Source organism: Myxococcus sp. CA033 (assembly GCF_013336625.1).
In the GTDB taxonomy this organism is placed as follows: domain Bacteria; phylum Myxococcota; class Myxococcia; order Myxococcales; family Myxococcaceae; genus Myxococcus; species Myxococcus llanfairpwllgwyngyllgogerychwyrndrobwllllantysiliogogogochensis.
In genome coordinates this window covers 91056-104907 of the sequence record NZ_JABUMU010000012.1, presented here as the reverse complement: position 1 = coordinate 104907, position 13852 = coordinate 91056, and the positions used below count along the sequence as shown (strand labels likewise).

The 13852-nt window shown below is 69.7% G+C and carries 11 protein-coding genes; 5 read left to right on the top strand and 6 right to left on the bottom strand.

What is annotated here, in order from left to right; genetic code table 11:
• Positions 1–4 precede the first annotated feature (4 nt).
• Genes HUA78_RS25900 through HUA78_RS25890 form a run of 3 tightly spaced genes read left to right on the top strand, consistent with a single transcriptional unit; the run spans position 5 to position 2163 of the window.
• Positions 5–1063, top strand: a complete 1059-nt coding sequence (locus HUA78_RS25900) for a PilW family protein (RefSeq protein WP_254623901.1) — start codon at positions 5–7, stop codon at positions 1061–1063.
• 5 nt (positions 1064–1068) lie between these two features.
• Positions 1069–1686: a hypothetical protein gene (locus HUA78_RS25895; protein ID WP_174454761.1), complete on the top strand. Its 618-nt coding sequence runs from the start codon at positions 1069–1071 to the stop codon at positions 1684–1686.
• A 54-nt stretch (positions 1687–1740) separates the two neighbouring features.
• Positions 1741–2163, top strand: coding sequence for an HD domain-containing protein (locus tag HUA78_RS25890; protein WP_174462929.1), 423 nt, complete (start codon positions 1741–1743; stop codon positions 2161–2163).
• Between the two features lie 96 nt (positions 2164–2259).
• On the opposite strand, the gene acnA is transcribed toward HUA78_RS25890, so the two are convergent.
• The 5 genes from acnA to HUA78_RS25865 all read right to left on the bottom strand — a co-directional run bounded on the left by acnA (position 2260) and on the right by HUA78_RS25865 (position 10141).
• Positions 2260–4992: an aconitate hydratase AcnA gene (gene acnA, locus HUA78_RS25885; protein ID WP_174466607.1), complete on the bottom strand. Its 2733-nt coding sequence runs from the start codon at positions 4990–4992 to the stop codon at positions 2260–2262.
• Between the two features lie 209 nt (positions 4993–5201).
• A complete protein-coding gene (locus tag HUA78_RS25880; protein WP_141642717.1) occupies positions 5202–6470 on the bottom strand; it encodes a phosphatidylserine/phosphatidylglycerophosphate/cardiolipin synthase family protein in 1269 nt (422 codons plus the stop codon).
• A 119-nt stretch (positions 6471–6589) separates the two neighbouring features.
• The gene (locus HUA78_RS25875; RefSeq protein ID WP_174454760.1) at positions 6590–8179 is read right to left on the bottom strand and encodes an FHA domain-containing protein; all 1590 of its coding nucleotides are present in this window, start codon (positions 8177–8179) and stop codon (positions 6590–6592) included.
• A 7-nt stretch (positions 8180–8186) separates the two neighbouring features.
• The gene (locus HUA78_RS25870) at positions 8187–9116 is read right to left on the bottom strand and encodes a WYL domain-containing protein (RefSeq protein ID WP_174462931.1); all 930 of its coding nucleotides are present in this window, start codon (positions 9114–9116) and stop codon (positions 8187–8189) included.
• The gene (locus HUA78_RS25865; RefSeq protein WP_174454759.1) at positions 9113–10141 is read right to left on the bottom strand and encodes a YafY family protein; all 1029 of its coding nucleotides are present in this window, start codon (positions 10139–10141) and stop codon (positions 9113–9115) included. The genes HUA78_RS25870 and HUA78_RS25865 overlap by 4 nt, the downstream gene beginning before the upstream one ends.
• A gap of 247 nt (positions 10142–10388) precedes the next feature.
• Here HUA78_RS25865 and HUA78_RS25860 point away from each other — a divergent pair, with 247 nt between their 5' ends.
• Positions 10389–10853, top strand: a complete 465-nt coding sequence (locus tag HUA78_RS25860; protein WP_141642701.1) for a hypothetical protein — start codon at positions 10389–10391, stop codon at positions 10851–10853.
• A gap of 25 nt (positions 10854–10878) precedes the next feature.
• On the opposite strand, the gene proB is transcribed toward HUA78_RS25860, so the two are convergent.
• Entirely contained in the window at positions 10879–12006 is a 1128-nt protein-coding gene (gene proB, locus HUA78_RS25855; RefSeq protein WP_371745663.1) for a glutamate 5-kinase, read from the bottom strand.
• A 164-nt stretch (positions 12007–12170) separates the two neighbouring features.
• Here proB and hflX point away from each other — a divergent pair, with 164 nt between their 5' ends.
• Positions 12171–13823 carry a GTPase HflX gene (gene hflX, locus HUA78_RS25850; RefSeq protein ID WP_174454758.1) on the top strand — a complete coding sequence of 551 codons (1653 nt, stop codon included), beginning with the start codon at positions 12171–12173 and terminating at the stop codon, positions 13821–13823.
• Positions 13824–13852: the final 29 nt, after the last annotated feature.

Sequence of the window (13852 nt, the reverse complement as noted above, 5' to 3'; positions counted from 1 at the left end):
AGGAATGACCCTGCTGGAGACGATGGTCGCCCTGGCCCTCACGGCCATCATCATCGCGGCCGCGGCGGCGCTGATGATGGCGGGCAGCCGCATCGTCCACAACACGGAGCACACGGCCGACAGCCATGACGCCTCCCGGTTCGCCGGCGAGGCCATCATGAGCATGGTGCGCCAGGCCGGAGCGGGCGCGCCCGGCGGCATCTGGGTGCGGCAGGCCGGTGTGCCCGTGCGTGTCAGCGCCATCTTCGGCCGCGACGGCACCACCGGCCTGGGCACCACTCCCAACACGCCCACCGCCAACGGCAGCGACGACTTGTGGCTGGTGGTGCCGGACCGCGACTACCTGGGCGAGCCCTGCGTCACGCCCGGCGCCGCGGTCTCCGTGGTGCGCCCCGGCACGGGCGCGCTCCAGGTGACGTGCACGCAGAGCCTCAAGCCGACCTCGCTCCACCTGGTCAGCAACATGACGAGCGCCGCGCTCATCTCCAACATCGTCGTCACCCCGCCGTCTCCAGGCGTGCCGGGCCAGGTGAACTACGCCGAGGCGGGGACGGTGGGCTTCTCCAACGCGCCGGAGAAGGGCGGCTACCAGAGCGGGGACCTCGTCTATCCGGTGCGGCTGGTGCACTTCTTCATCGGCCCCCACCCCACGTCGGGCCGGCCGTCGCTCTTGCGCACGGAAGGCACGCTGGTGGCGGATGCGCTGGGCAGGCCCTTCTCGGAGCCGGCGGCGACTCCGCCCTTCGTCGTGCAGGAGAACGTGGAGGACCTGCAGGTGGCCTTCGGCTTCGACGCCTCGGGCCAGGAGGATCCGTCCCAGTACACGTGGCGGCACGGGCTGGGCTCCGGCTTCGAGCCGGGCCTGCGCACGGTGCGCGTCAGCGTGGTGGCCACCGGCCGCAACCCGCGCCGCAACACGCAGAGCACCGCGGTGCTGGCGGACGACAAGCCCATCACCACGGAGAACCACGTGCCGCCGGCCGCCGTCGCCGCGGATGGCTTCTACCGCAGCCTCTACACCCGCCGTCTGGAGCTGCCCAACCTGGCGGCCGCCAACCTGTGAGCGCCATGAGCCCCAAGTCGCGCAAGCCCTTCCACCGCGCCGCTCGCGGCGCCACGTTGATTGTCGTGGTCATGCTCGTCACCGTGCTGCTGGGCCTGGTCGCCAGCCTCATGGTGTACGCGGGCGGTGAGCGCGTGCGCGCCGTCGCCAGCAGCCGCACCGGCCAGCGGCAGAGCTGCGCGGAGAGCGGTCTCCAGCTCGCGCGCAGCTACTACGGGCGCAACTACTCGAACTGGAACACCTACCTGGCCGCGCCGACCATCCACGACCCGGTGCGCTCCACGTTCAACCCGACGCCCGCGGACCCGTTCTCCACCGCGCTGCGCACCGCGAAGCGCGCCCTCTTCGCCGACGTGGACGGTGACGGCGAGGACGACGTGTACCTCTACATCCGCGACAACGAGGACGAGTTCGACCCCGTCGCCCCCAACTGGCGGCGCGACAATGACCAGGTGGTCGTCGTTGGCGCGGTGTGCATCTCCAAGACGCTGCGCCCCCGCCGCAGCGACGGGACGCAGAGCCCCACCACCCTCGCGCTCGAGGGACTGCTCAGCTACAACGGCGGAGGCGGCGCCAACACGTCCCAGGGCACCACGGGAACGGGCTCCGGCAACCACAACTGACGCGGCCCTGACTTCCGCCGACCTCGACGCCGCGCCTCACGAAGGACACCTGGAATGCCCACCCTCGAAGACGCGATTGCCCTCGCCGTGGAGGCGCACCGCGGCCAGCGGGACAAGGCGGGCCAGCCCTACATCCTGCACCCGCTGCGGCTGATGATGCGGCTGGAGACGGAGGAGGAGCGCACCGTCGCAATCCTTCACGACGTGGTGGAGGACACGCCCTGGACGCTGGAGCGGCTGCGGGAGCAGGGATATCCGGAGCAAGTGCTGCGCGCGCTGGAGGGCCTCACGCGGCGGGAGCACGAGACGTACGAGGCCTTCATCGAGCGCCTGCGTCCGGACGCGCTGGCGCGGCGGGTGAAGCTCGCGGACCTGGAAGACAACATGGACGTGCGCCGGCTCACCGCGGTGACGGCCAAGGACACGGAGCGGCTGGCCCGCTACCGCGCCGCCTGGGCCCGGCTCAAGGAGCTCTGAGACACGACGGCCCGGAGCGCCACATGGGCACTCCGGGCCGCTGTGCGAGTCCCGCACCCGCCGAGGAAAGCGGGTGCCGGTCTCTGTCTTCCGGGACTACGCCTTCGCGAGCTGGCGCAGCACGTACTGGAGGATGCCGCCGTGCCGGTAGTAGTCGAGCTCGTTCGGCGTGTCGATGCGGCACACCGCGGTGAACTCCTTGGTGCCGCCCTCACCCGTGGCCTTCACGGTGAGCTTCTTCTGCGGCGCCAAATCCTGCGCGATGCCCGTGATTTCGAACGTCTCGTGGCCGGTGAGGCCGAGCGACTGCGCGTCCTGGCCCGCCTCGAACTGCAGGGGCAACACGCCCATGCCCACGAGGTTGGAGCGGTGGATGCGCTCGAAGCTCTTGGCGATGACGGCCTTCACGCCCAGAAGCTGCGTGCCCTTGGCGGCCCAGTCACGGCTGGAGCCCGTGCCGTACTCGGCGCCGGCCAGCACCACCAGCGCGGTGCCGTCCGCCTGGTACTTCATGGAGGCGTCGTAGATGCTCATCCGCTCGCGGGTGGGGATGTGCACGGTGACGCCACCCTCCACGCCGGGCACGAGCAGGTTCTTCAGGCGGATGTTGGCGAAGGTGCCGCGCACCATCACCTCGTGGTTGCCGCGACGCGCGCCGTAGGAGTTGAAGTCCTTGGGCTCCACGCCCTCCGCCATCAGGTACTTGGCGGCCGGGCTCGTCTTGGCGATGTTGCCAGCGGGCGAGATGTGGTCCGTCGTCACGGAGTCACCCAGGAGCGCCAGCACGCGCGCGCCCTTGATGTCCTGCGTGGCCTTGGGCTCCTTCGGGAGGTTCTCGAAGAAGGGCGGCTTGCGCACGTAGGTGGACTTGATGTCCCACTGGAACGTGGAGCCCTTGCCCACGGGCAGCTGCTGCCAGAGCGCGTCGCCGTCCATGGCGTTGGCGTACTGGCTGCGGAACTGCTCGGGCTTCACCGACGCGCGGATGACCGTCTTGATTTCCTCGTTGGTGGGCCAGATGTCCTTGAGGAACACGGGGCGACCATTGGGGTCCAGGCCCAGCGGCTCCTTGTCCATGTCCAGCCCCACCTCGCCGGCGAGCGCGTAGGCCACCACCAGCGGAGGGCTGGCCAGGTAGTTCATGCGCACGTGCGGGTTGATGCGGCCCTCGAAGTTGCGGTTGCCGGAGAGCACCGCGGCGACGACGAGGTCTCCCTCGACGACGGCGTTGGCGACGGGCTCCGTCAGCGGACCGGAGTTGCCGATGCACGTGGTGCAGCCGTAGCCCACCACGTGGAAGCCGACGGCCTCCAGGTAGGGCAACAGGCCCGAGTCACGCAGGTACTCGGTGACGACGCGGCTGCCAGGCGCCAGGCTCGTCTTCACCCAGGGCTTGGGGTTGAGGCCCTTCTCCACGGCCTTCTTCGCGAGCAGGCCCGCGCCCACCAGCACCGCCGGGTTGGACGTGTTGGTGCAGGACGTAATCGACGCAATCACCACCGCGCCGTGGCCCAGCTGGTAGCTCTCCCGGCCCTGCTTCACGGTGACGGTCTGCGCCAGCCGCTCAGGAGGGACCTGGGCCGCGGGGGCCTTGGCCTTGCCGCCACCCTCGTCGTCCTCGCCCTTGCTCTTGCCGGCCGCGAGCATCTCCACGAGTGACTTCTCGTAGCCGGACTTCATGTCCGTCAGCGGGACGCGGTCCTGCGGACGCTTGGGGCCCGCGAGGCTGGGCACCACCGTGGCCAGGTCCAGCTCCAGCGTGTCGGTGAAGAGCGGCTCCGGCGCGTCATCCTTGCGCCACAGGCCCTGCTCCTTGGCGTAGGACTCCGTGAGGGCGACGACGGCGTCGGGACGGCCGGTGAAGCGCAGGTAGTTGAGGCTCTCCTCGTCCACGGGGAAGAAGCCGATGGTCGCCCCGTACTCGGGCGCCATGTTCGCGATGGTGGCGCGGTCCGGGAGGGACAGGCCCTTGAGGCCGGTGCCGAAGAACTCCACGAACTTGCCGACCACGCCCTTCTTGCGAAGCATCTGCGTGACGGTGAGCACCAGGTCCGTCGCGGTGGCGCCCGCGGGCAGCGCGCCGGTGAGCTTGAAGCCCACCACCTGGGGGATGAGCATCGTAATCGGCTGGCCGAGCAGCGCGGCCTCCGCCTCGATGCCGCCCACGCCCCAGCCCACCACGCCCAGGCCGTTGATCATCGTCGTGTGGCTGTCGGTGCCCACCAGCGTGTCCGGGTACACCGTGGTCCCCTGACGGAACGTCACCTGCGCCAGGAACTCCAGATTGACCTGGTGGCAGATGCCGATGTCCGGCGGGACGACGCCAAAGCCCTTGAACGCGCTCTGTCCCCAGCGCAGGAAGGCGTAGCGCTCGCGGTTGCGCTCGAACTCCAGCTCCGCGTTCTCCTTGAAGGCCGCCGTCGTGGCGAAGGAGTCGATCTGCACCGAGTGGTCGATGACCAGGTCGGCGGGGTTGCGCGGATTGATTTTGGCGGGGTCGCCACCCATGGTGGCCAGGGCCTCGCGCATCGCCGCCATGTCCACCACGGCGGGCACGCCGGTGAAGTCCTGGAGGAGCACGCGCGCGGGGTGGAAGGAAATCTCCACGTCCGGGGTGGCCTTGGGGTCCCACGCCAGCATCTTCTCGACGTGCTCACGCTTGACGACGCGACCATCCTCGTTGCGCAGCAGGTTCTCCAGCAGCACCTTCAACGAGAAGGGAAGGCGATCCACCGAGGGATGTGCCTTGGCCAGCTTGCTCAGGCTGAAGTAGTCATAGGTGGCCGAGCCCACCTGGAGCTTGGACTTCGTGCCGAAACTGTCGGTCATGTGCGGTGCCCTTCCGTGCGCAGGATGTGGGGACTTCTAGGATCGCCTTTGACGCGTTGCAAAGGGTTCCTGCACGCGCATCCGGCGATGGACTGTTGACCCAGCAAGAGTCCAGCCCCGCTCATCGGAACCATGCGTCCCCCTGGGGAATGTCGTCTGAGACACCCTGTCCGTAACGGCGCGGCGGGCTGGGGACAAGACCGCGTCCCTCAGAACACCTTGCGCAGGCTGTACAGGGCGCGCTCCAGCAGCTTGCGCCAGAGGGGCCGGCGGCGGAATTCCGCCAGCGTCACCTCGCGGCAATCACCGCAGTCCGCTCGGAAGGAGTCCTCCAGTTCCTGGCCCAGCTTGGGGTCGGCGAACACGGCGTTCACCTCGTGGTTGAAGGCCAGGCTCAGCCGCTCCAGGTTGAAGGAGCCGATGGTGCCCCAGGCCCCGTCCACCACGGCCGTCTTCGCGTGGAGCACACCGCGCTGCCACTCGAAGATGCGCACCCCCGCCCCCAGGAGCTTCTCGTAGAAGGCCCGGGTGACGAACTCCAGCAAGGGGTGGTCGCTGCGGGCGTTGAGGAGCAGGCTCACCTCCACGCCCCGCCGGGCCGCGTCGCGCAGGGCGGCGACGAGCTTGCGGTCCGGCACGAAGTACGCCGCGGCGATGAGCACGCTGCGCCGGGAGCGCTGGATGGCGTGCAGATAGGCGCGGTGGATGCTCCGCCGGCTGGACAGCACCGCCAGCCCCGTGGCGCCTCGCGGGGACGCGGCCCGACGCCGGCGCAGGCGGTGCTGCAGCCCGGACGCCCAGCGGTGGATGCGGTTCTGGAACATCATCCGCCAGGTGGCCAGGAAGCGCCGCTCCAGGGCGTGCACCGCGGGGCCTTCGATTCGCAGCACGTCGTCGCGCCACCCGGCGCCCTCCCCTTCCGGGGCCCAGTGCGCGGAGATGTTCACCCCGCCGGTGAAGGCGACCTCGCCGTCCACGACGAGGATTTTGCGGTGGTCCCGGCGCAGCAGGTGTCGCCAGCCGTGCGACAGGTTGAAGGGCTTGAAGGGGCGGATGTCCACGCCGCGCTGGCGCAGCTCCTCGAAGTAGCCCTTCCGGCTCGTCCAGGAGCCCACCGCGTCGTAGAGCACCTTCACGTGCACGCCGCGCTCGGCGGCCTCCGCGAGCGCCGTGCCGAACAGCTCACCGACGGCGTCGGTGATGAACATGTACGTCTCCAGGCGGATATAGCGCCGGGCCCGCCGGATGGCCTCCAGCATCGCCGGATACGCCTCCACGCCGTCGCGCAGGAGCACGCACGCGTTGCCCCGAGTCACCGCGTGGCCGCGCGGCAGGTAGTAGCGCGCCAGGAGCAGGCCGGAGACACCGGGGCTCCAGACGGGCGCTCGCTCTGGCAGGGGGCTCTGGGCACAGCCGGGCTCGGGAAGCGCCTCTCCCGACACTCCCGTCCTCTCGCTCATCACCTCCAGGTCGCGCATGGTCCTCACGGTGAGGACGGCGCCACGGAGCGGCAACCCGAAGGGCCGCCTGAACGGCCCTCCAGGGTGATGCACCGTCCGGTGCGGGACGGTGCAAGCTCGCGAAAGCTGGGGGGCGGCTACAGCCCGTACTCTCCGCGCTTGTTCTCGGCGCGGGTGGCACACGGCTGGTCAAACTCCGGGAAGTACTGCTTCACGTGGTCCAGGGTGGCGGAAGCGGCCTTGTAGTTGCCCTGGTTGTAGTAGCCCTCCACCTCCAGCAGCAGCTTGGCGCAGGTCCGGTCCAGCTCCTGCTGCGCCACCTTCATGCGCTCCTGGGCCTCGTAGTAGAGGTCCGGCTTGGGCTCCGGGTGGGCCTCCAGCATCAGCCACGCCTCGCGGAAGGACTTCCACGCCTCGTAGCGGTTGCGGGCGCCAATGTCCGGCGTGTCGTTGTTCTTCCGGCCGCGCTTGTAGGACTCGGTGGCCTGACGCAGCAGCTCCTCGGGCAGCAGGTCCGGCAACAGCGCGCGCTCGACCCACACGTTCCAGATACGCCAGGGGTCCTCGCCCGGCGGATTCTTGGTGTTGTCGAAGACGATGCGGTTGGGCTCGCCCTTCTTCAGGTGCTGGGACGGAATCATCAGCTCCAGCGAGCGGTCCTGGCTGGCCAGCGTGTCCGGGGGCACCTTGCCCACGTCCACGCCGTTGACGCTGACCATCACCTCGTCCTTGGAGATGCCCTGCGACTGGTAGTGGAGGATGACCACGGCCTTGGTGGCGGCGGTGTACTCCCACTCGAAAATCTTCATGTCCGCCCGGGCCCACGTCACGTCGGGCCCCAGGCCGAACGAGTCGCGGATGGGCTGCTGGGTGAGCACCGAGGGCTCCTCGCCCACCGGTCCCGTGTCCGCGCCGCTGAGCACCAGCCAGTACAACAGGCCGAAGAGTCCCAGCACCACGGTGACAGCGCCGCCCACCAGGCCGCCGCGCACCATGTTGCTCGCGTCCGCCCAGAACAGCTTCGCGCTCGCCACCAGGCCCGGAGACTCACGGCGGATGCGGGCGCGCTCGGCGGCGGACAGGCCGCTGCCCGCACCGGCATTGGAGGACGGCCGCGCGCGCACGGGCGCGGAGGTCGCAGGAGGACGGCGAGGCACGGGGGCCGACGAGGGTGCCTTCTCGATGGCCGCGGGCTCCGACGACGCGGCCAGCGCCGCGCGTGCACCACTCTGCCCCGCGGGCCGCAGCGCTCTCAGGTTGTTGCGCGTGGCGCCCTGGCGCATCTCCTCCAGGGCCTCCTCGTCAGCGCCCTCGGGAGCCAGGGCCACGCCCTTGTTGCGCTGACGCTTCAGCGCGTCCACTGAGACGATGCGGGTGCTGTTCGCGCCGTCCTCCGCCCCCGCGGGCACTTCCTCCTCGCCGGTGGAGGGCTCATCCGTCATCAGGGCGAAGACGAACGTCACCGGCCCCAGGGTCAGCTTGTCGCCGTCCTCCAGGGCCTGCGTCTGCACCGCGGTGCCATTGAGCAAGGTGCCGTTGGCGCTGCCCTGGTCCTCGACGCTGTAGGCGTCGCCATCGAGGAACAGGCGGCAATGTTTGCGGGACACGCCCGGGTCGTACAGCACGACGTCACATTCGGACGTACGACCGATGAGCACGGAGTCCTGGTCGAAGACGAACTCCTTGCCGGCGTCTTTTCCCTCGGAGATCGTCAGCTGGAAAGGCATGGGGGCCCTACAATCCTATCGAGGCACGCGCCGCTCGGGCAACGGCCGCTCGCGCGGAGACCGGTTCCATCACCTCCGCCTCGCCGCCAAACGACAGCACCCACTGCGTGAGCCAGCGCTCGCTGTCACCGGCCACGAGGACTTCCACGCCCCCATCGGCCAGCGGGCGAGCGTCCTGGCCGAAGCGCTCCTTCACATAGGGCGCCGCCACGGGCGAGAACCGCACGCGCACGGACGCCTCGGAGCTGCTCCGGGCCGGGTTGGGAACGTCCGCCCGGGCGTCGGGCGGGGGGAGAAATGGCGTTTCAGTAACGGTGAGGTCTTCCATCCGGTCCAGCCGGAACAGGCGAGCGTCCTGCCGGGTGTGGCAGAAGCCCTGGAGATACCACTGTCCCCGGTGGCTGAGCAGCTCATACGGACGCACCCGGCGCGGCTCGGCGGCCCGGCCCGGGCTGGCATAACCGAACGTGACTTCTCGTCTTTCGAGAATGGCGCGGGTGAGCGGCCCCAGCGCCTGGGGCGCCTCCGTGGAGGCGTCAATCTTCCGGTACATCTCCCGGTAGCGCTCACGCACCTGGGGTGGGAGCACATGCTCCAGCTTCTGGAGGGCGCTCTGGAGCGCGTCACCGGAGGCCGGGCGCAACAGCTCCGCCGAGGCGGCCAGCGCGGCGGCCTCTCCCGCGGTCAGCCGGGGCGGCGCGAACAGGCGCTGGTCCAGGTCCACGTAGACGCGGTCATTGTCCACGTAGATGTCGATGTAGTCGTCCGGGTTGAAGGGTGGCCGGCCCACGCACGTGAGCAGGTCCAGCTCCTCCAGCAGGTCCTCGCGGCTGATGTTGAGGGCTCGCGCGAGCGCCTCCACCGTGACGCCGGGGTGCTTGGACACATACGGGACGAGGAACAGCAGGCGGCGAAGCCGCTCGTGGACGTTGCTCATGCGCTCACCTTGTCTTCCAGCGCGTCCGCGTGACGGTTGGCGACGCGCGCGGCCATCTCCCGCAGCCGCGACCGGGCACTCTCCGGCCCCTCCACGACACAGTCCGCCCCCAGCGAGAGGCAGAAGCGCGTGAGCCCATCCAGGAAGCTCACCTTCAGTCGCGCGAGCGTGACACCGCCCTCCGCCACCGGCTCCAGCACCGCGCCCGGGAACAGGCCCGAGGCACGCGACGCCAGCGCACCCGACAGCCGCAGCACGACCTCCAGCGGCTCGTGGAAGCGGTGCTGCCACGGGAAGTACGCCACGTGGTTGTCGAGCGAGAAGTCCTCCGGCACCTGGAAGTCCGGCGTGCGAGGACGCGCGGTGTTCGCCTTCAGCTCGCGCACGCGGTGGACATGGAACGTGCGCAGGCCGCCGCGCAGGTGGCAGTGGCCCACGAGCGTCCAGACGCCCCGCCGCAACGCGAGCCCGTAGGGGTCCACCTTGCGCTGCGTGGTGCCTGGGTGCTTGGGGCTGGCGTAGGACATCTCCACCCACTTGCGCGAGGCGCAGGCGTCCCAGAGCTGCTCGAGGCGGGCGGAGACCTCCTTCTCCTGTCCCGCCTGGGTGGCGCCCAGCTCCATGCGGACCCTGGGCGTGGGCAGCGACTCGCCCGCGAAGAAGCCAATCTTGCGCAGCGCGTGCGCCAGGTCATCCCTGCCGGGGAAGACGCCGGACGCGAGCGCCGCGGAGCCGGCGGCGTAGAGCACGGCCAGCTCCTCCTTCGTCAGGTCCGCCTCCGGCAGGTAGTAGGCGTCACGGTCCACGATGTAGCCATCGCGGCGCTCGTCATCGCCCTGGACGTAGGTGAGCGGAAAGCCCAGTTCCACCAGCTCCGCCTTGTCGCGCTCGAACTTGCGCTCGGCGGCGTCGTCCGAACCTCCGTAGTCAGCGGGGAAGTGCTCGCGCAGCTCCGCCCATGAGATGGGCTCGCGGGCGTCGAGCAAGAGGGCTACGAGGTCGAGGATGCGTTCGGTGCGGTCCATTCGGGAAGATCGGCGACGATGCCGGGCGGACCCCGGGGGGTCAAGGAAGGGGTACGTGACAGTGGGAAACAGCGGCCCGGTCGGCGAGGGGGGCAGGCAGTTAGCCGGCCTTGACTGAACAGGCAAGCAGGTATTCATCTGTGTGATATTTGTCATTCGGGTAGGAACCCGAAGACCTCCCAAGGAGGGCTCGCACTACGGGCGCGACTTGGGATATTCCTGCGCCAGCTTCAGAAGGGACCTCACCATGTACCGCACCTTCCGTAACGTGGTTGCCGGGCTGGCACTGCTGTTGGGGCTGGCCTGTGGGGTGATGCCTTCGTCCGCTGGAGCCGAGCCTCTCTACTTCGCCGTGGAAGTCTGGCGCGAAGGCCGACTGGTGGCCCAACCCAAGCTCCTGGGAGAGACGGGTCGCACGCTGCGCGCCGAGCGCCGCCGGCCCGGAGCTCCGCTCGCCGACTACCGACTGGTGCTGATGCCCCGCGCGGACGGCGAATCGTTCCTCCTCCAGTTGGACCTGCTCCTGCCAGAAGCCAAGGGCCACTCCGAGCTCGCGCTCCTCCACGGGCAGCAGCGCAAGCTGCAGCTCGGCCGCGTGCCCGGGGAGCTGGAAGTGTCCCTGCTCCTGATGAAGGTGGACTCTCCGGAGTTCCGCGCGCTGATGCAGCTGGGCACGGATGGCGGCAACGGCTCCTCCGCCTGCTCCATCTGACCCGCGTCCCTCCCGTCCAGCAGCGCTAGAGCACCGCCAGGTCGTCGCGGTGCACGGCTTCGTCCAGGTAGCGGTAGCCCAGCACCGACTCGATGTCGGACGTCCGCCGTCCGGCGATGCGCCTCAGCTCCAGGGCGTCGTACGAGGCGAGGCCCCGCGCGAACACCGCTCCCGACTCGTCCGCCAGATCCACCGGGTCGCCCCGGTCGAAGTCCCCCTCCACGCCGCGCACCCCGCTGGGCAGCAGGCTGCGCTTGCCCTGGACGATGGCCTCGCGTGCCCCGGCATCCACGGTGAGTGTGCCCAACGGGCGCAGCGCATGGGCAATCCACGCGGCACGCGAACCCCTGCGCGCTCCCGTGGGTTCGAAGAGGGTGCCCACGGGCTCGCCCTCCAGCACGGCGCGCAGGCGGCCGGGCACGGAGCCGGAGGTGATGACGCCCCGGATGCCCTGCTCCGCGGCGCTCGCGACGGCGCGGACCTTGGTCGCCATGCCGCCCGTGCCCACGCCACTGGAGGTGCCTCCGGCGAGTGCCAGGACCTCGGGAGTCACCGCCTCCACCGTCTCCAGCAGGCGGGCCCCCGCGTCCCGTCGCGGGTCGGCGGTGTGCAGGCCATCCACGTCGGAGAGGAGCACGAGGGCATCGGCCTCCACCACGCCCGCGACCAGTCCCGCGAGCGTGTCGTTGTCGCCGAACTTCAGCTCATCCACGGAGACGGTGTCGTTCTCGTTGATGACGGGCACCACACTGGCGGACAGCAGGCGCTCCAGCGTGTGCTTCACGTTGAGGTAGCGCCGCCTGTCGCGCATGTCCTCGTGGGTGAGGAGCACCTGAGCCACCACCTGCCCCTGCCCCCCGAAGACGTCCTCGTAGGCCTGCATGAGCCGGCTCTGTCCCACCGCGGCGCACGCCTGCTTGCCTGGGATGTCCCTTGGCCGAGCGGACAGGCCCAGTCGCTCCACGCCCAGGGCGATGGCGCCGCTGGACACCACCACCAGCTCGCGGCCCTGGGCCGCCCACAGCAAATCCCTGCCCAGCGCCACGAAGTGCTCGCGGTTGAAGCGGCCGGTGGCATGGGTGAGGGCGTTGGTGCCGATCTTCACGACCACGCGCTTCGCGGCGCGCAGGGCGTTACGTCCCGAGTGACTCACGCACGGCAGCCTAGGACGGAAATGGAAACAGCGCGCAAGGGCCGTGTGTTCACTACGGTTCCGGCAATCCGGCCGGCAACGGCGGTGTCAGCCACCCGGACGCGGCGCCGTATACAGTGCCGGGAAGGACGAGGACGGCCGGTCCTCGTCAGAGGAGCAAGCGTTTGAAGGAAATCTTCGGCAACACCCTGGGCCTCAAGGCGAACGAGCAACACCGGCTGCGCAACACCTTCCGCCGGCGCGTGTCTCCACACGAAATCGTGTCGCCCGAGCTCGCCCGCCACCTCACCGAGCTGTCCCACGAGACGAACCGCCAGGTGGGCGTGCTCATCAACCGCAAGGGTGAAATCGAGCACGTGGTGGTGGGCAACGCCCACAAGCTCGAGTTGCCCGACATTGGCCGTGCCCGCGCGGGCCAGGTGCGTCTGCGTGGCCTGCGGCTGGTGCATACGCACCTCAAGAGCGAACCGCTCACCAAGGACGACCTGACGGACCTCGCGCTCCTGCGCCTGGACTGCGTGGCCGCCGTGGGCGTGGGCCAGGAGGGCCTGCCGGGCGTGCTGCACTACGCCTATCTGGTGCCGGAGAACGGCACCGGCGAGTTCTGGCACGTCTCCACCCTGCCCTCCGTACACGGCGAGCAGCCGGACCTGACGGACACGCTGGGCGCGCTGGAGGAGGAGTTCAGCCGCAAGGCTGCGGCGCGCGCGGTGGGCGGGAGGGAGAAGGCCATCCTCGTCGCGGTGTGCCTGGACGGGAACCGGGGGCGGGCGGAAGCGAGCCTCGCGGAGCTGCGGGAGCTGGCCCGCACCGCGGGGGTGGAGGTCGTCGACAGCGTGCTCCAGGTGAAGCGCGAGGCGGACCCTCGCTACCTCATCGGTCGGGGCAAGTTGGAGGACCTCAACCTGCGCTCCATGCAGTCCATGGTGGACCTGCTCATCTTCGACAAGGACCTCACCCCCTCGCAGGGGCGCCACATCGGCGAGGCCACCAGCCTCAAGATTCTGGACCGCACGCAGCTCATCCTCGACATCTTCGCGCAGCGGGCACAGAGCGCGGAGGGCAAGCTCCAGGTGGAGCTGGCGCAGCTGAAGTACCGGCTGCCCCGGCTGGTGCAGAGCGACGACTCGCTCAGCCGGCTCGCGGGTGGAATCGGCGGACGAGGCCCTGGCGAGACGAAGCTCGAAATCGACCGACGCCGGGTGCGCGAGCGCATCACCCATCTGGAGAAGCGCATCGACGCGATTGGCAAGGAGCGCAGCGTGCGGCGTGCACAGCGCAACCGGCGCGAGCTGCCCGTCATCTCCATCGTCGGCTACACCAACGCGGGCAAGTCCACGCTGCTCAACGCGATTACCAACGCGCAGGTGCTGGCGGAGAACAAGCTGTTCGCCACGCTGGACCCGACGAGCCGCCGGCTGCGCTTCCCTCAGGAGCGCGAGGTCATCATCACCGACACGGTGGGCTTCATCAGGGACCTGCCCAAGGACCTGGTGGCGGCCTTCCGCGCCACGCTGGAAGAGCTGTACGACGCGACGCTGCTGTTGCACGTGGTGGACGCGGCGGACCCGGCGAGGGACGAGCAGGTGGAGGCGGTGGAGAAGATCCTCTCGTCGCTGGATTTGATGGAGAAGCCCCGGTTGATGGTCTGGAACAAGGCGGACCTGATGCCGGCGGAGGAAGTGGAGGCGCTGCTGCGCTCGCGGGGCGGGGTGGCCATCAGCGCCCAGTCGCGCGAGGGGCTCGCCACATTGTTGGCCAAGGCGGACACGACGCTGTTCGCCGAGGGCGCCTCCGAGGCCATGGGCGTCATCTGACGCGGCGTGCGAGTTGCGGGGCAGGCGCG